This window comes from Streptomyces sp. NPDC001515, from assembly GCF_053597115.1.
Window position 1 is genome coordinate 54,153 of record NZ_JBSFHN010000038.1, and the last position, 16,766, is coordinate 70,918.

Annotated in this window: 14 protein-coding genes and 1 pseudogene; 8 read left to right on the forward strand and 7 right to left on the reverse strand. The window is 71.5% G+C overall.

What is annotated here, in order from left to right; translation table 11 throughout:
- Window positions 1–290 precede the first annotated feature (290 nt).
- Together ACWCXC_RS31205 and ACWCXC_RS31210 are read left to right on the forward strand one after the other, a co-directional pair.
- Window positions 291–1,199 carry a 5'-3' exonuclease gene (locus tag ACWCXC_RS31205; protein WP_450683368.1) on the forward strand — a complete coding sequence of 303 codons (909 nt, stop codon included), beginning with the start codon at window positions 291–293 and terminating at the stop codon, window positions 1,197–1,199.
- 80 nt (window positions 1,200–1,279) lie between these two features.
- Window positions 1,280–2,122: a siderophore-interacting protein gene (locus ACWCXC_RS31210; RefSeq protein WP_450891185.1), complete on the forward strand. Its 843-nt coding sequence runs from the start codon at window positions 1,280–1,282 to the stop codon at window positions 2,120–2,122.
- 121 nt (window positions 2,123–2,243) lie between these two features.
- On the opposite strand, the gene ACWCXC_RS31215 is transcribed toward ACWCXC_RS31210, so the two are convergent.
- A complete protein-coding gene (locus ACWCXC_RS31215; protein WP_450683369.1) occupies window positions 2,244–2,882 on the reverse strand; it encodes a MerR family transcriptional regulator in 639 nt (212 codons plus the stop codon).
- A gap of 159 nt (window positions 2,883–3,041) precedes the next feature.
- Between ACWCXC_RS31215 and ACWCXC_RS31220 the strand changes: the two genes are divergently transcribed.
- Window positions 3,042–3,980 (forward strand): hypothetical protein, encoded by a 939-nt coding sequence (locus tag ACWCXC_RS31220; protein ID WP_450891186.1) that lies wholly within the window; start codon window positions 3,042–3,044, stop codon window positions 3,978–3,980.
- Window positions 3,977–4,390, forward strand: a pseudogene (locus ACWCXC_RS31225) (ABA4-like family protein); the annotation flags it as partial. The gene ACWCXC_RS31220 and the pseudogene ACWCXC_RS31225, both read left to right, overlap by 4 nt.
- Window positions 4,391–4,535: 145 nt before the next feature.
- Here the strand turns inward: ACWCXC_RS31225 and ACWCXC_RS31230 are convergent.
- The 3 genes from ACWCXC_RS31230 to ACWCXC_RS31240 form a co-directional block, all read right to left on the reverse strand.
- Window positions 4,536–5,315: an ABC transporter permease gene (locus ACWCXC_RS31230; RefSeq protein ID WP_450891187.1), complete on the reverse strand. Its 780-nt coding sequence runs from the start codon at window positions 5,313–5,315 to the stop codon at window positions 4,536–4,538.
- Window positions 5,312–6,328 (reverse strand): ATP-binding cassette domain-containing protein, encoded by a 1,017-nt coding sequence (locus tag ACWCXC_RS31235; protein ID WP_450891188.1) that lies wholly within the window; start codon window positions 6,326–6,328, stop codon window positions 5,312–5,314. The genes ACWCXC_RS31230 and ACWCXC_RS31235 overlap by 4 nt, the downstream gene beginning before the upstream one ends.
- A gap of 215 nt (window positions 6,329–6,543) precedes the next feature.
- A complete protein-coding gene (locus tag ACWCXC_RS31240; RefSeq protein WP_450891189.1) occupies window positions 6,544–7,206 on the reverse strand; it encodes a PadR family transcriptional regulator in 663 nt (220 codons plus the stop codon).
- Between the two features lie 683 nt (window positions 7,207–7,889).
- Here ACWCXC_RS31240 and ACWCXC_RS31245 point away from each other — a divergent pair.
- From ACWCXC_RS31245 to ACWCXC_RS31260, 4 genes are all read left to right on the forward strand, one after another.
- A complete protein-coding gene (locus ACWCXC_RS31245) occupies window positions 7,890–9,437 on the forward strand; it encodes a sulfite oxidase (RefSeq protein WP_450683370.1) in 1,548 nt (515 codons plus the stop codon).
- Window positions 9,438–9,611: 174 nt separating this feature from the next.
- Complete coding sequence (locus tag ACWCXC_RS31250; protein ID WP_450683338.1) at window positions 9,612–10,256, forward strand: fasciclin domain-containing protein; 645 nt, start codon at window positions 9,612–9,614, stop codon at window positions 10,254–10,256.
- 51 nt (window positions 10,257–10,307) lie between these two features.
- Window positions 10,308–11,309, forward strand: a complete 1,002-nt coding sequence (locus tag ACWCXC_RS31255; protein WP_450891190.1) for an ADP-ribosylglycohydrolase family protein — start codon at window positions 10,308–10,310, stop codon at window positions 11,307–11,309.
- An 86-nt stretch (window positions 11,310–11,395) separates the two neighbouring features.
- A complete protein-coding gene (locus ACWCXC_RS31260) occupies window positions 11,396–11,845 on the forward strand; it encodes an SPW repeat protein (protein ID WP_450891191.1) in 450 nt (149 codons plus the stop codon).
- A 136-nt stretch (window positions 11,846–11,981) separates the two neighbouring features.
- Here ACWCXC_RS31260 and ACWCXC_RS31265 read toward each other — a convergent pair whose 3' ends face one another.
- From ACWCXC_RS31265 to tatC, 3 genes are read right to left on the reverse strand one after another with little or no spacing between them, the layout of a single operon-like run.
- The gene (locus ACWCXC_RS31265; RefSeq protein WP_450683341.1) at window positions 11,982–14,816 is read right to left on the reverse strand and encodes a DEAD/DEAH box helicase; all 2,835 of its coding nucleotides are present in this window, start codon (window positions 14,814–14,816) and stop codon (window positions 11,982–11,984) included.
- 44 nt (window positions 14,817–14,860) lie between these two features.
- On the reverse strand, window positions 14,861–15,769 hold the full coding sequence (locus ACWCXC_RS31270) for a diacylglycerol kinase (protein WP_450891192.1): 909 nt from the start codon (window positions 15,767–15,769) through the stop codon (window positions 14,861–14,863).
- A 17-nt stretch (window positions 15,770–15,786) separates the two neighbouring features.
- On the reverse strand, window positions 15,787–16,743 hold the full coding sequence (tatC, locus tag ACWCXC_RS31275) for a twin-arginine translocase subunit TatC (RefSeq protein ID WP_450683343.1): 957 nt from the start codon (window positions 16,741–16,743) through the stop codon (window positions 15,787–15,789).
- Between the last annotated feature and the right edge of the window lie 23 nt (window positions 16,744–16,766).

Here is a 16,766-nt window from a genome sequence, read left to right on the forward strand (position 1 = left end):
TTGTACAAGTGCTCGGCCTGCAGCCTTGACACATACACCTCACGCGTTGAACCGAAACGGTCCGCCACCCCCTCCGGCAGACCGTGGAGCGGTGCGGGTTCGGCCCGCATGGCACATGCATTAGTTGAAAATGCGACGTGGTTCGCTCCGATGCCGCGCCTGCCCCGGCTTACACGGAGCAAACACAGGAGTGAGTCAGGTCACATAGGAACGGCCACGATCCGGGAACCGCGTCCACGCGGGGCGGTGTCGGTGGGGTGCGGCATCATCGGGGTGTGACGCGACGCCTGATGCTCCTCGACACCGCCTCCCTCTACTTCCGCGCCTACTTCGGCGTCCCCGACTCGGTGCGCGCACCGGACGGGACCCCGGTCAACGCCGTGCGCGGACTCCTGGACTTCATCGGCCGGCTGGTGCAGGACCACCGCCCGGACGACCTCGTGGCCTGCTGGGACGCGGACTGGCGTCCGCAGTGGCGGGTCGACCTGATCCCTTCGTACAAGGCGCACCGCGTCGCGGAGGAGACGGAGCGGGGCGTGCCCGACGAGGAGGAGACGCCCGACACGCTGGCCCCGCAGGTGCCGGTGATCGCCGAGGTGCTGGACGCGCTCGGCATCGCCCGGGTGGGGGTCGAGGGGTACGAGGCGGACGATGTGATCGGAACCCTCACCGGACGCGCGACCGGCCCGGTCGACATCGTCACGGGCGACCGGGACCTCTACCAACTGGTGGACGACGCCCGGGAGGTGCGGGTCCTCTACCCCCTGAAGGGCGTCGGCACCCTGCAACTGACGGACGAGGCGTGGCTGCGCGAGAAGTACGGGGTGTCCGGCCCCGGTTACGTCGATCTGGCGCTGCTGCGCGGCGATCCGAGCGACGGACTGCCGGGCGTCCCCGGGATCGGCGAGAAGACGGCGGCGAAGCTGCTGGACGCCTTCGGCGACCTCGCGGGGATCATGGCCGCCGTGGACGACCCGGCCGCCGGACTCACGCCGTCGCAACGCAAGCGGCTCGACGAGGCCCGGGACTACGTGGCGGTGGCCCCGAAGGTGGTCCGGGTCGCCGGGGACGTCCCGCTCCCCGCGTTCGACGCCACGCTGCCCACCGCGCCCCGCGATCCGGCCGCACTGGACGCGCTCGCGGCGCGGTGGGGTCTGGGCGGGGCGCTCCAGCGCCTGCTGTCCACACTCGGCGCCTGAGGTGTTAGGTTAGGTAACCCTAAGACTGATGGGCCGTTCGGGGTTCCTCGGTCCGGTTACCGGCAGCAGGGAGACGACCCGTGGCAGAACGACCGGCACGCCAGGCACCCCGAGCACGGGGTGCGGAGGTCCTGCGCACCGAGCGGATCACCCCGCACATGGTCCGGGTGGTGCTCGGCGGCGACGGCCTCGCCGACTTCGCGCTCTCGGGCTTCACCGACCATTACGTCAAGCTGTGCTTCGCGCCCGAGGGCGCGACGTACGAGCACCCCTTCGACGTGGCCCGCATCCGCGAGGAGTTCCCCCGCGAGCTGTGGCCCACCACGCGTACGTACACGGTGCGTTCCTGGGACCCGGTCACCCGGGAGCTGGCCATCGACTTCGTGGTCCACGGCGACGAGGGCCTGGCCGGACCCTGGGCGGCGCGCGCCGTGCCGGGCGACCGGGTGACGTTCCTCGGGCCAGGTGGCGGTTACGGCCCCGAGGCATCGGCCGACTGGCATCTCCTGGTGGGCGACGAGAGCGCGCTGCCCGCCGTCGCGGTGGCGGTGGAGCAGATGCCGCCCGGCGCGGTGGTGCGCGCCTTCCTGGAGGTCTCGGACGCTTCCGAGGAGCAGAAGATCGCCACGCCGGACGGGGTCGAGGTCACTTGGCTGCACCGGGGCGAACGTCCGGTGGGCGAGGCGCTCGTGGCCGCCGTGCGGGAGCTGGAGTTCCCGGCGGGCGAGGTGCAGGCGTTCGTCCACGGCGAGGCGGGGTTCGTCAAGGAGATCCGCCGCCACCTGCGCCTCGACCGCGGCGTTCCGCTGTCCCAGCTGTCCATCTCCGGCTACTGGCGGCTCGGCCAGAACGACGACGCCTGGCGCTCCGTCAAGCGCGCCTGGAACGAGCAGGTGGAACGCGAGCAGGAGAACGCCGCGTAGGACGCCGCACCTCCCCGCACCTCCGTGCCCTACCCGCCGTACGCGGCGGAGGGGCACAGGGCGGTGCAGCGGCGGGCGCGGGGGCGGCGCACGGCAAGGCGGGCGGGGGCCGCCCGGTGTCTCAGCCGCCCGCCCCCTCGCCGTACGTGCGCACCGAGGCGTCCACGTGCGCGAGACGGCGCAGCGCGCCGAACATCGCCTCACCCAGGACCGTGCCGACGACGACGCTCTCCACCAGGTCCTCCCGCGCCACCCGCCGCCCGACGTAGTCGAGGTCGGCCCGCGCGATCTCCTCGGCCGCGCTCGCGTAGACGTCGAGCAGTTCGACGAAGCCGCCGTGGCCCGCCCGGCGGAGCGCGACCAGCACTTCGGCGAGCGCCTGGCCACCGGGGCTCTCCGCCCCGGCCAGCCAGTTCCGGCGCTCCAGCAGTTCCTCCACGTCCTCGCGCGCGTCGTCGAACTCGGGCCCGGCGTCCTCCTCCTGGGCCGGCGTCAGGCGCTTCGCCGCCGCCCCCAGCACGTCGTGCACGGGGCGCCCGGGGTCGTCCGTGGCCCTCAGCACCTCCCCGATGGCCGACAACGACAGCCCTCCGACGTCCAGCAACGCGCGGATCAGCCGCAGCCGACGCTCGTGCCCCTCGTCGTAGCTGGCCTGGTTGGGGCTGGTCAGCCGGCCGGCGGGCAGCAGGCCCTCGCGTACGTAGAACTTGATCGTCGGAACCGGAACCCCGGACCTGCGGCTCAACTCGCCGATGCGCACCGCGCGTTCTCCCCACTTTCCCACTTGCCTGATCAAGGTCACATCATAGATAGTTCCCCTATCGGATAGCAGTAAGCTCCACTATCTATATTCCCAGGGGGGATCCTCATGCCTCATTGGCGTACCTGGCACCGTCCGTTAGTCGTCTTCGCCGCGCTCATGGCCGTCATGACCGTCGTCTCGGCCATCGGCCTGCTGGTCGACGACCGGGTCCTGGCGGGAGCGGCTATCTGGGCCAAACCCTTCAAGTTCGCCGTGTCGTTCGTGGTGTACGCACTGGCCCTGGCGTGGATGCTGACGCTGCTCACCCGCGGCCGGCGCGTGGGCTGGTGGGCGGGGACGGTGGTCGCGGCGTCCAGCCTCGTGGAGATGGCGATCATCACGGGCCAGGTGATCCGGGGCAGGCGGAGCCACTTCAACCACGCCACACCCTTCGACTCTGCGCTGTTCGGCGCGATGGCGGTGACGGTCGTGGTCCTCTGGGCCGGCACCCTGGTCATCGCGATCCTGCTGCTCCGGGCCCGAATAACCGACCGGGCCGCAGCCTGGGCGATCCGCTCCGGCGTGGTCCTCGCCCTGCTGGGCGCGGGGCTCGGTTTCCTGATGACGCGGCCCACCGAGGAGCAGCGGGCGGCCGGCGGTCTGGACACGGCCGACGTGATCGGCGGACACGCCGTGGGCGTGCCGGACGGTGGCCCCTCGATGCCGCTCACGGGCTGGTCGACGACCGGCGGGGATCTGCGCATCCCGCACTTCGTGGGCATGCACGCGCTCCAGTTGCTGCCGCTCTTCCTGATGGCGCTCGTGGCCCTGGCCCCGCGCTTCGCCCTGCTGCGCGATCCCCGGGTCCGGCTGCGGCTGGTGCTGGTCGCCTCGGCGGCGTACGCGGCACTCACCGCCCTGGTCACCTGGCAGGCGCTGCGCGGCCAACCGCTCGTCCACCCCGACGGTGCGACCCTCACGGCCGCCGCTCTGCTCGTGGCCGCCACGGCCGCCGGGACCTACGGAGCGCTGCGCCCCTCCCCCGCGCCGGCACCGGCCGCGTCGGGCACCCCCGAACAGCCCGCCCCCGCCTCCGCGAAGGAGTCCGTGTCATGACCGGTGCCCTCTTCGAAGCCGCCTTCCTGCTGGCGGCGCCGTTCTGGCTCATGATGATCTTCCTGCCGGGCCGCGCGATCACGGCCCGCGTCGCCCGGTCGCCGCTGACGGTCCTGCCGGTCCTGGCCGTGTATCTGACGATGGCCCTGCCCGTTCTCCCGGAGCTGTGGACGGCGGTGAGCAGCCCGGACATCGACACCTTCCGCGAACTGACCGCCCTGGCGAACGGGGCGGGGGCGGTCTGGGCACAGGTGATCGCCTGGGATCTGCTGCTGGGTCAGTGGATGTATCTGGAGGGCCGGCGGCTGGGCGTCACGCCCCTCGTCATGGGCCCGTTGCTCGTGCTGACGATCCTGCTCTCCCCGTTCGGGCTGCTGCTCTTCCTCGCCCTGCGCGCGGCCCGGCTGCGCGGGGACCGGCTGCGCGCGGCCCGGCTGCGCGGGGACCGGCTGCGCGGGGACCGGCTGCGCGGGGACCGGCTGCGCGGGGACCGGCTGCGCGGGGACCGGTCCGCATCCGTGCGGGGCACGGCCGCGGACCGGTGAACCCCGGCGCTCAGACGGACTTCTGGTACGAGCGGAACGTGCGGGTGGACAGCCAGAAGGCGACCGCGGCGAGCGCCAGGAGTGCCGCGCCCCGGCCGAGCACGAGACCCCAGTCGGGGTCCGCGGTCAGCGACGAACGGCCGGCGACCATCGCCCAGTCGACCGGGTTGAAGTCGGCGACGCGGCTCATCCAGGAGGGCATCTGGCTCGGTGCCATGAAGGAGGACGACAGGAAGGTCAGCGGCAGCAGCAGGAAGGTGTTGATGCCGATGATCGACTCCCGCTGGCGCACCAGCATGCCGAGCGCGTTGGAGAGCGCGCCGAACACCGTCCCGAGCAGGACCGAGGCCGCGACGAGCACGAACAGTCCGGTCGCACCGCCCGGATAGGCGGCTCCGGCCGCCCGGCCGAGCAGGATGATGACCAGGGACTGCAGGGTCGTGCTGATGCCGGTCTGCACCACGTTGGCGTTCATCAGGGCGTTGCGGCTGACCGGCGTGGTCAGGAAGCGGTTGAGCGTGCCGCGCTCGATCTCCTCCAGGGTCCCCATGCCGGCCCACATGCTCGACCCGAGGGCGCTCATCACGACGATGCCGGGGACCAGGTAGTCCAGGTAGGAGGTGGTGCCGAACCCGCCGAGTTCGACGACCTTCCTGAAGAGGTTGCCGAACAGGAACAGCCAGATCACCGGCTGGATCAGCGAGATGACGACGAAGACCGGCTGACGCAGGATCTGCGTCAACTGGCGCTGGGTCATGTACCAGGTCTGGGCGAGCGACTGGCTGCTCATCGGGCACCTCCCGCGACGGCCGGGGCGGAGGCGGACGCGGACGGGGCGTCCGCCTCGGCGTCCGCGAAGCGACGGCCCGCGTAGCGCAGATAGACGTCGTCGAGGGAGGGGCGGGCCACGGTGGCCGAGGCCACGCCCGTACCGGCCCGCTCCAGGGCGGCGAGCAGCACCGGGACGGCGGCGGCGCCGTCCTCGGCGCGGACACTGACCCGACGGCCGTCCGCCAGGACGTCGTGCACCCCGGGCAGGCCGGCGAGCACGGCGGACGTGCCGTCGGGGACGTGTCCGGCGCGCAGTTCCAGATGGACGGCGTCGCCGCGCAGTTCGCCCTTGAGGGCGTCGGGGGTGCCTTCGACGACGACCCGGCCGCGGTCGACGATGGCGACGCGTTCGGCGAGGCGGTCGGCCTCCTCCAGGTAGTGCGTGGTGAGCACGATGGTCAGGCCCTCCTCACCGGCCAGCCGGGAGATCTCCTCCCACATGGCGGTGCGCGCCTCCGGGTCGAGTCCGGTCGTCGGCTCGTCCAGGAAGAGGACCTCGGGGCGGTGGACCAGGCCGATCGCCACGTCGAGACGTCGCTGCATACCGCCGGAGTACCCCTTGACCAGGCGTTTCCCGGCATCGGCGAGGTCGAAGCGTTCCAGCAGTTCGTCGGCGCGGCGCTGGACGGCGGCGCCGCGCATTCCGTAGAGCCGGCCCTGGAGCAGCAGGTTCTCCCGGCCGGTGGCGACCGGGTCGGCGCCGGACTTCTGGGCCACCACGCCGATCGCGCGGCGGACCCGGTCGGGGTGGGCGAGGACGTCGTGCCCGGCGACGGAGGCGGTGCCGGAGTCCGGGCGCGCCAGGGTGGTGAGGATCTTGACAGTGGTGGACTTCCCGGCGCCGTTGGGCCCGAGGAGCCCGAACACGGTGCCGCGCGCGACGGTGAGGTCCATGCCGTTCAGCGCGGTGACGTCACCAGGATAGGTCTTGATCAGCTGCCGCGCCTGGACGGCGGGCGCACGGGTGCTCATGGCGGAGCTCTCCTGTGGTCGGCGGGGCGCACGGTGTTCCGTGCACCCGATGGGCCGAACCGGTCCGCGTGAGTGTCGCCGGGCTATCCTGGGTGTGCCGCACCTCGATGGCCCGCACGCTCTCACGGCGTGCCCGGTCCGGGGTTCGAGACCCCGGTGGGTGCTGCTGCAACAGCCCCCGCCGGGGTCCCCCTTGCTTCGGCCCCTCCCCCGCGTCAGCCTTCCTGCCCGGGGTCGAGGACGACGCCCTGCTCGTCGAGGTCCCGCCACTCCTCGGGCATCGTGCCCGTGTCGTGGAAGGCCCTCCACTGCTCGATGCCGTCGAGCGTGGACTCGGTCAGTTCCTTGCGGAAATTCCTCACCCAGCCCCACTGCGCCTCGATCATGTGCAGCTGGTATTCGGTCTCGATGATGAAGATGCGGGGAAGCGTGTCACCCAATTGAGTGAGGATGCCCCGGAACGCCGCGGCATGCACAGCGAGGGTCTGCTCCCGGTCCTCCAGCAGTTCCGCCACCTCGTCCGGCGGAAGCACCGGAAGGAGGGAGAGGGCCGTGTCGAAGACGGGGAACTCGTCGGCCGGCACCGCGATCAGATCGGACAGCCACGCGAGCATCTCGTCGCGCCCGGCCTCGGTCAGGCCGTACAGCGTGCGCTCGGGACGGTTCCCCTCCCGATGCACGCCCGTGACCTCGACATATCCGTGCTTCTCCAGGTTCTGGACCACGGTGTAGAGCGAGCCGAAGTTGATCTTCACGCTGTGCTGCTTGCCCCGGCGCCGGAGCGTCTGGGCGATCTGGTACGGGTGCATGGGGCGCTCGTCGAGCAGCACCATGACCGTGAGCGCCAGCGGATTGCTGAGCTTGCGCCGCTTCGCCACCTGCCCCGGCCTCCGCTCCTCGTCGTCGAATACTCGTCTGCGAACATATCGTGAATCACTTCCGATGGTCAACCGCGATGTATCGCGAATCTGTGTGGGCATCGCGCACCCTTGAGGGCATGGCAAGATCACGCGTCTGCCCCCGTCACCGTTCGACCGGCCCCGGACCCCCCGGGGACACCGCCCGGCACCCCGGAAGGAAGCTCGCGTGAAAGACGCCCCGGTCGCCGGCGCTCGTCCCAGTGGTCTGAACGGCCCGCGAAGGGGCACCCGTCCACCGTGGGCAGCCGCACGGAACGGCGGCGCACCCCCCTGACGCGGCGGTCGAAAGGCCCCACCGGGCCGGGTCGTCCCGGGCGGGTCACGATCGCTTCGCGGTGATCGCCCCGCACATCTGGCCGTTGGGAGGCGGCCGGTGTGCGGGGCGCACTGATGTCCGCGCTTCACTCGGGGGAAGGCGGGCTCCTCCGCACGGCGAGGGGGTACGCAACCCCGTCGTGAGCGAGGATCGGAAGATGCCGCCGAACGAAGACGAGAACGGAAAAGAAAGCAAAAACGAAAGACGAAACGAAAGCGAAAGCGGAAACGCAAACGGGGCCGTTGCCGACGCCGGCACCGGCACCGGCACCGAGGACGCGGACGCGGACGGCGACCGGCCCCGCACGTTCCGGTGGCCGCGCCTGCTGCGTACCGGATGCGCCGCGCTCGCCGGGCTGATCGCCGGCTTCTGCGCCCTGGCCGTGGCCGAGTTCGTCGCGGCGGCCGTCCGCCCCGAGGCGGGGCCGGTCGCGGCGGTGGGCGGCGCGGTGATCGACCGCACTCCCCCGGCACTCAAGGACTTCGCCGTACGGAACTTCGGCACGCGCGACAAGCTGGTGCTGGAGCTGGGCATCGTGGCCCTGCTGGCGGTCTTCGCCGCGCTGGTCGGGGTGCTGGCGCTGCGGCACCGGCGTACGGGCGCCGCGGCGGTGCTCGTCTTCGGCGGGATCGGGGCGGCCGCGGCGGTCGGGCGGCCGGAGGGCCGGCTGTCCGACGCCCTGCCGTCGGTGGTGGGCGCCGTGGTGGCGGCCGGGGTGCTGTATCTCCTCGTCGGACGACTCGCGCCGGTCCGCGCACCCACCGCCGGGGCGACCGAAGGCGCCTTCGACCGGCGGCGGTTCGTCGTCGCCGCGGCGTTCGCGACGGCGGCCTCGGCCGGGGCGGGGTTCGTCGGCCGCCGGCTCACTTCTTCCGTCGAGGCGGGCGCCGAGGCGTCCCGGCGCGACCTGGTGCTGCCCGTACCGGACTCGCCCGCGCGTCCGGTCCCTCCCGGCGCCGATCTCCGCATCCGGGGGCTCGGTCCCTTCACGACCCCGGCGGGCGACTTCTACCGCGTGGACACGGCCCTGGTCGTCCCGCGTGTCGACGCCGACGGCTGGCGGCTGCGGATCCACGGCAGGGGCGTCCGCAGCCCCCTGACGCTCACGCTGCCGGACCTGATGCGGCGCGAGACCGTCGAGCGGGACATCACGCTGGCCTGCGTCTCCAACGAGGTCGGCGGTCCGTACGTGGGCAACGCACGGTGGCTCGGCGTACGGCTGGCCGATGTGCTGCGCGAGGCAGGAGTGGAGCCGCCGTCACGGGGCGGGCCCGCCGATCAGCTGGTGGCCCGGTCCGTGGACGGCATGACGATCGGCACCCCGGTCGAGGCCGTCATGGACGGCCGGGACGCCCTGCTCGCCTTCGGTATGAACGGGGAGCCGCTTCCCTTCACGCACGGCTTCCCGGTGCGGATGGTGGTCCCCGGTCTGTACGGATACGTGTCGGCCTGCAAATGGATCAAGGACATCGAACTGACGACGTTCGCCGACTACGACGCGTACTGGGTCAAGCGGTCATGGTCCCCGCAGGCGCCCGTCAAGACCCAGTCCCGCATCGACACCCCGCGCTCCCTGTCCTCCCCCGAGGCCGGCCGCATCCCGGTCGCCGGGGTCGCCTGGGCCCAGCACCGGGGCATCTCCCGGGTCGAGGTCCGGGTCGACGGCGGACCGTGGCACACCGCGCGCCTGGCCGCGCAGGACAGCCGCGACACCTGGCGCCAGTGGGTGTGGGACTGGACGGCGACCTCCGGCCGCCACACCCTCGAAGTCCGCGCGACCGACGGCACCGGCGCGACGCAGACCGCCCGCCGCACGGGAACCGTGCCCGACGGAGCGACCGGCCACCACACGGTGGTGGTCGACGTGTCCTGAGAGACGCACCCCGAACCGGCTCCCGCTGGGTCCGGGCCTCCGTCGCCCGACCGGCCGGCTGATCGACCAAACGATCAAAGGAACACGGTGATCGCTCGATCGATCAAACGATCACGCGATCACGCGATCACGCAAAGCGATCGATCGCTCACGACAAGCAAAGGCGAGCACCTCATGAAGGCCCTGCACACCCGTCGCTCCGCCCTCGCCCTGACCGCGGCGCTCACCCTTCCGCTGTCACTGACGGCCTGTTCCGACGGGTACGGGAACAGCGCGGCAGGGGCCGGAACAGGTTCGTCCGAGGCATCCGCACCGACGCCCGAAGCCGCCGTCGATCCCCTGGCAGGCCCCTTCGGACCGGCCTGCTCGGCAGTGCCGAGAAGGGGCGCGGGGTCGTTCAACGGTATGGCGGCGGACCCGTTCGCCACGGCCGCGTCGCACAACCCCGCGCTCTCCACCCTGGCCGAGGCCGTCAAGAAGGCCGACCTGTTCGACACACTGAACAACGCACAGAACATCACCGTGTTCGCACCGACCGACGATGCCTTTGCCAAGCTTTCGAAAGCCGGCCTCGACACGCTCCTCACCGACAGGGCCGCGCTCACCAGGATGCTCACGTACCACGTGGTGGGGCGAAAGCTGACACCTGAACAGCTGGCGCACGGCTCCTTCAGCACCCTGGAGAAGGGCGAACTGAGGACGTCCGGTTCGGGCGTGACGTACACGGTGAACACGACGTCCAAAGTCGTCTGCGGCAACGTCACGACCGCCAACGCGACGGTGTATCTGGTCGACACAGTGCTGACGCCGGCCCGCTGACCCATGCGAAAGTCCCGGCCCGGCAGACCGGACCTTTCGTAAGGTGACCGCATGGACTCCCCGCAGCGAAAGGACAGGGCGGCGGGCGCCGTGGTCGGCTCGGCCGTCGGTGACGCGCTGGGCGCACCCTTCGAGTTCGGACCGCCCGGGGTCTACACCGCCCGCTTCCCCGACGGCGTCGGCACGATGTGCGGGGGCGGCGGCTGGGATCCGGGCGAGGCGACGGACGACACGCAGATGGCGGTGCTCGTCGCGGAATCCCTGCTGGAGCGCGGGGGTCTGGATCTGCCCGACCTCTTCGCCCGGTTCCAGCGGTGGGCGGCCGGAGATCCCAAGGACATCGGTCTCCAGACGGAGGCGGTGCTGACCGGCGGGGATCCCTGGCACCTCGCTGCGGCCCTGCATTTCCAGGTCAACGGCCGCGCGGCGGGGAACGGTTCGCTGATGCGCGCCGCCCCGTCCGCCGTGCGCTTCGCCGCCCCGGATCGCCCCACCACCGAGGCGCGGGCGCTCACCATGGAGGCGGCCCGCCGGATCGCCGCCCTCACCCACGGCGACAGGGCCGCCTGGGAGGGCACGGCCGTTCTGCACGAGCTGATCCGGGTGGCACTGGACGGCGACGACCCCCTCGCCGCCGTCCCGGACACCTTGGCCCTGGTGGACGCCGCGCACCGGGACCGGTGGGCCACCGTTCTCGCGGCCGGCTGGCGGCCGGAGCTCGCGACGGAGTTCAACGGTGCGGTGTGGCCCTGCCTGGGTACGGCGCTGTGGGCATTGCGCACGACGGGGTCGTACGAGGAGGCGCTCGCCTCGGCCGTCGACGTGGGCGGGGACACGGACACCGTGGCGGCGGTGACGGGAGCGCTCGCGGGGGCCGTGTACGGCATCGCGGCGATTCCGACGCGCTGGACGGACCCCCTGCACGTCCCGCTTCCCGGGTACGGCGACCGCGTGCTGCGGACGCCGGAACTGGTCGCGTTGGCCCGGCAGCTGGACGACGCCGCGACCGGTGCGGTTCCTGCGGTTATTCCGCCGCCTCAGCCCTACACATAAGGGACATATAAGAGCAGAATGGCAGGGCAGGCCGTTTGTCGTACAGGGCAGCACCGTGGCCTGCGCGACCGAAGGAGACGAGCTTCATGTCCAACGTCTCGCATGCCGACCATGACATGGCCGGACATCCCGATGTCTCCGAAATGCGCGACCGCTACGACCGGATGATGGGCGGGCGCGATGTGGCCCTCGTGGACGCCCCGGTCTTCCTGGTCGGCCTGTACTGCGCCGTCTCGCCGTGGGTACTGCACTTCACGACCTCGCAGACCCCGCTGGTGACCCACAACCTGGTCATGGGGATCGCGATCGCCGTGCTGGGACTGGGGTTCACCGTGATGCCGCAGCGCATGTACGGACTGAGCTGGGCCATCTGCGCCATGGGCGCCTGGATGATCATCTCGCCCTGGGTGGTGGGCAGCAGCCCGGACACGGGTGTCGTGCTCAACAACGTCATCATCGGCGGACTCACCGTCCTGCTCGGACTGGTCTGCGCCGGCGCGTCCATGAAGAGCGGAAGCAGGCGCGCCAGGGCCTGACGCCCGGCCCGCACCCGCCGCGCCCCGGACGCACACCGTCAGGGGCCGAAGGGAGGATCCGCGATTCCGCACCACCGTCGGCCGGCCCGCACAGGGACCGGCCGACCGTCGTGCCCGGGTGCCGGGGCGCGTGGGCTCAGCCCACCGAGCTGTACGCCACCACGCCCCGCAGCACCTCGTCCACGGCCTTGCGCGCGCTGCGCGCCACCGAACTCCCCTCGCGCGGCGCGGCGGCGGCGATCTGCCCGAGCACATCGATCACCTGCTTGCACCACCGCACGAAGTCGCCCGCCGGCATCTCCGCCTCGCGCAGCACCTCGTCCAGGGTCCGGCCGGAGGCCCACATGTAGACCGCCCAGGCGAAGCCGAGGTCGGGCTCGCGCTGGCCGACCCCCTCCGCCTGGTTGATCTTGAAGTCCTCCTCCAGGGCGTCGAGCCGGCCCCAGATGCGGACCATCTCGCCGAGCGCGGTCCGCGCGGGCCCGGACGGCAGCTTCGGGGCCACCGCGTCGTCGGACTGCCGCGCCTCGTACACCAGTGCCGAGACGCACGCCGCGAGTTCGGCCGGATTGAGGCCCTCCCACACGCCGGCCCGCAGGCACTCGCTGGCGAGCAGGTCCAGCTCTCCGTAGAGCCGGGCCAGCCGTCGGCCGTGTTCGGTGACCTCGCTGCCCCGCAGATAGTCCAGCTCGGTCAGCAGGGCCACGATCCGGTCGAAGGTACGGGCGATGGTGTTCGTCCGCCCCTCGATCCGTCGCTCCAGCTGCCGGGTGTCGCGCTGGAGGCGGTGGTAGCGCTCGGCCCAGCGGGCGTGGTCCTCGCGCTCGTCGCACCCGTGGCACGGGTGGGCGCGCAGCTCGGTCCGCAGCCGGGCGATCTCCCGGTCGTCGGCGGCGGCGGACCTCTGCCGGCGGTGCCGGTCCGGCACGATGTGCCCGGCCTTGGTCCGCAGCGCGGACGCCAGATCGCGGCGCGACTGCGGCGACCGCGGATTGAAGGACTTGGGGACCCGCATCCGCTCCAGCGCCTCCACCGGCACCGGGAAGTCGATGGAGGCCAGCCGCTTCACCTGGCGCTCCGCCGTCAGCACCAGGGGCCTGGGACCGTCGTGGTACTCCGTGCCCCGGTGGCCGTGCCCGTTGGTCCGGCCGCCCGGGAGCCCCGGGTCGAGGACCAGCGCCAGACCGGCGAACTTCCCGGTCGGCACATGGATGACATCACCCGGCTTGAGCTTCTCCAACGAGGCCGCGGCGGCCGCGCGCCGCTGGGTCGCCCCCTGCTTGGCCAGCTCCGTCTCGCGGTCCTTGAGTTCGCGGCGCAGCCGCGCGTACTCCTCGAAGTCGCCGAGATGGCAGGTCATGCCTTCCCGGTACCCCTCCAGACCCTCCTCGTTCTTCTGGACCTGGCGGGAGATCCCGACGACCGAGCGGTCCGCCTGGAACTGGGCGAAGGAGGTCTCCAGCAGCTCGCGCGACCGGTGCCGGCCGAACTGCTGGACCAGGTTGACCGCCATGTTGTACGAGGGGCGGAAGCTGGAGCGCAGCGGATACGTCCGCGTCCCGGCGAGTCCGGCCAGGCCGCCCGGGTCCATGCCGCGCTGCCAGAGGACCACGGCGTGGCCCTCCACATCGATGCCTCGGCGTCCGGCCCGTCCGGTGAGCTGGGTGTACTCACCGGGGGTGATGTCGGCGTGCTGCTCGCCGTTCCACTTGACGAGCTTCTCCAGGACCACCGAGCGCGCCGGCATGTTGATGCCGAGGGCCAGGGTCTCGGTGGCGAAGACCGCTTTGACGAGGCCGCGGACGAACAGCTCCTCGACGACCTCCTTGAACGTCGGCAGCATTCCGGCGTGGTGCGCGGCGATGCCCCGCTCCAGGCCCTCCAGCCATTCGTAGTAGCCGAGGACGTGCAGGTCCTCGGTGGGGATGGAGGCGGTGCGCTGTTCGACGATCTCGCGGACCAGCCGCCGCTTCTCCTCGTCGTTGAGGCGCAGCCCGGCGTGCAGGCACTGCTGGACGGCGGCCTCGCAGCCGGCCCGGCTGAAGATGAAGGTGATGGCGGGCAGCAGCCCCTCGGCGTCCAGCCGGTCGATGACCTCGGGGCGCGAGGGGGTCCAGATCCGGCTGCGCTGGCGCCGCTCGCGCTCGCGGTCGGCCTCGCGGACCATCTTGCCCCGGCGGCGTTCGCGCGGGTTGTACCCGCGCTGGCTCTCCATCCGGGCGAGCCGGACGAGGTCGGGGTTGACCTCGCGGCGTCCGGCGCCGCGGCCGCCGTGGTCGCTCTCCTCCTCGAAGAGGTCGTACATCCGCCGCCCGGCCAGCACGTGCTGCCACAGCGGCACCGGGCGGTGCTCGGAGACGATCACCTCGGTGTCGCCGCGGACGGTGTCCAGCCAGTCGCCGAACTCCTCGGCGTTCGACACGGTCGCCGACAGGGACACCAGCGTGACGGATTCGGGGAGGTGGATGATCACTTCCTCCCACACGGCGCCCCGGAAACGGTCGGAGAGGTAGTGGACCTCGTCCATGACCACGTATCCGAGGCCGTCGAGCGCCTGGGAGCCCGCGTACAGCATGTTCCTCAGCACCTCGGTGGTCATGACGACCACCGGCGCGTCGGCGTTGACGCTGTTGTCCCCGGTCAGCAGGCCGACCTTCTCCGCGCCGTAGCGCTTGACGAGGTCGGCGAACTTCTGGTTGGACAGCGCCTTGATCGGCGTGGTGTAGAAGCATTTGCGGCCCTGGGCAAGGGCGAGGTGGACGGCGAACTCGCCCACGATCGTCTTGCCCGAACCCGTCGGGGCGGCGACGAGCACACCCTTGCCGGCCTCCAGCGCCTTGCACGCCTCGATCTGGTAGGGGTCCAGATCGAACTCGTACATCTCGCGGAACGGTCCGAGCGCGCTCGCCCGCTCGGCGGCCCGGAGCCTGGAAGCCTGGTATCGCTCAGCTGGTGAGAGGTCTTCTGTCATCTTGTCCACGAGCCTACCCGCCGCCTCTGACAGTGACGCGATCTTTAATGACCGGCCGGGGGCACCGCACCGAGCACCCGCGCCGCGCCGGGCACGCAGGTGGCGGTGACGGGCAGGGGGCCGAGGGGTTCGCCGTCCGCGTACGCGGTGACGCCGACCGCCTCCAGTTCGACGGAGGCCGCCCGGTGCACGGTGACGACGGGGTGGTCGAGGTGCGTCCCCTTGTAGACCCGGGGAAACACCTTCAGGAGCGTGGTGCGGCTGCAGTCGCCCACGACGGTCACGTCGAAGAGGCCGTCGTCCATGACGGCGTCGGCGCAGATCCGCATCCCACCGCCGTAGGAGGTGCCGTTGCCGACGGCGATCAGCGTCGCCTCGATCTCCCGGACCGGCCCGCCGTCCAGCCGGACACGGTAGGCGGTCGGGCGGAACGCGGCGAGTTCGGCGAGGATCGCCAGGTCGTACTTGAAGCGACCGCCGATCCAGCGCATCCGGTTGCCCCGGTCGTTGACCCGGGAGTCGAAGCCGGAGGCGAGCACGGAGCCGAACCACCGCTCCCCGGTCCGGCCGAGGTCGATGGTGCTCGCCGTGCCCTGTTTGAGGGCGTCGGCGGCCAGCCGTCCGGCCGCCGCGGGATCCCGTATCGGCAGGCCCAGGGCGCGGGCGAAGTCGTTGCCGGTGCCGACGGCGACGACGCCGAGCGGGGTCGTCGTCCCGGCGACGGCCTGGAGGGCGAGGGACATCAGTCCGTCCCCGCCGACGGCTATGAGCGCGCCGGTTCCGGCGACCACGGCCTCCCTGGCCCGGCGCAGGGCGTCGTCGGCGTCCTCCCCGAGGACCGTACGGACGGAGAATCCGGCGTCCCGCAACGCGGAAGCGGCCGGCTGCGCGGCACGCGCGCCCCGGCCGCTTCCCGCGGTGGGATTGACGAAGAGGGTGATCTCGCTGGTCACCCGGGGGACCTTACCGGTCAGGTGATGTCGTCGAAACCGTCTCGCCGTGAGGACCGTCCGCCGTCCCGCTCCCCGTCCGCCTGCTCGGGCAGCGAGGCCGAGACGTGCTCCATGTCGCCCAGGTCGGAGGGGGTGAGGTCCAGGTCGGATGCCTCGTCGTCGTCCAGTTCGGCATCGGGGTTGCTCCGGCGCCTGCGGCTGTCGTTGACCATGCAGATGCCGAGCGCGATGAAGTACAGGAGCACGATCGGCGCGGCCAGCGTGATCATCGTGAGCGGGTCGCCGGTCGGGGTGGCGACGGCCGCGAAGATCGTGATGCCCATGACCATGGCACGCCACCAGGAGGCGAGGCGCTTGGCCGTGAGCACTCCGGTGAAGTTCAGCAGGACCAGCAGGAGCGGCAGCTCGAAGGCCAGACCGAACACGATCACCATGCGCGTGACGATGTTGAGGTAGTCGTCGACGGGCAGCAGGTTGGTCGTGTTGTCCGGGGTGAAGCCGAGCAGGACCTCCGCGGTCTGCGGCATCAGCACGTACGCGAGGGCAGCGCCCACGAGGAACAGCGGCACGCCGGCGCCCACGAAGCTCAGCGCGTACTTCTTCTCGTGCTTGTGCAGGCCCGGGGCGAGGAACGCCCAGAGCTGATAGAGCCAGACCGGGGTGGAGAAGACCACACCGGCCATGAGGGAGACCTTGAGCGCGATGGAGAACGGGCCGACGAGGCCGTTGACCGTCATCTCCGCGCAGGGCCGCCCGTTGACCTGCTTGTGCTGGCCGTCCGCGCAGCCGACCGATCCGAGGATCGGCCGGATCAGGAAGTCGATCAGTTCCTTGTAGAAGAAGGCCGTGATCGATGTGATCACGATGACCGCCACGACCGAGATCAGCAGTCGGTTACGCAACTCTCGCAGGTGATCAGCGAGGGGCATCCGCCCCTCGCTGTCCTTCTCCTGCTTGCGGGCAGACTTGAGCAACCCACTTCCCTCGTCTCGTGCGG

Excerpts from the sequence above, each read along its gene's own strand:
- ACWCXC_RS31205 (WP_450683368.1), top strand. The coding sequence starts at position 291 with ATGCTCCTCGACACCGCCTCCCTCTACTTCCGCGCCTACTTCGGCGTC.
- ACWCXC_RS31265 (WP_450683341.1), bottom strand. The coding sequence starts at position 14,816 with ATGACAGAAGACCTCTCACCAGCTGAGCGATACCAGGCTTCCAGGCTC.
- ACWCXC_RS31255 (WP_450891190.1), top strand. The coding sequence starts at position 10,308 with ATGGACTCCCCGCAGCGAAAGGACAGGGCGGCGGGCGCCGTGGTCGGC.
- ACWCXC_RS31230 (WP_450891187.1), bottom strand. The coding sequence starts at position 5,315 with ATGAGCAGCCAGTCGCTCGCCCAGACCTGGTACATGACCCAGCGCCAG.
- ACWCXC_RS31220 (WP_450891186.1), top strand. The coding sequence starts at position 3,042 with ATGGCCGTCATGACCGTCGTCTCGGCCATCGGCCTGCTGGTCGACGAC.
- ACWCXC_RS31235 (WP_450891188.1), bottom strand. The coding sequence starts at position 6,328 with ATGAGCACCCGTGCGCCCGCCGTCCAGGCGCGGCAGCTGATCAAGACC.
- ACWCXC_RS31260 (WP_450891191.1), top strand. The coding sequence starts at position 11,396 with ATGTCCAACGTCTCGCATGCCGACCATGACATGGCCGGACATCCCGAT.
- ACWCXC_RS31250 (WP_450683338.1), top strand. The coding sequence starts at position 9,612 with ATGAAGGCCCTGCACACCCGTCGCTCCGCCCTCGCCCTGACCGCGGCG.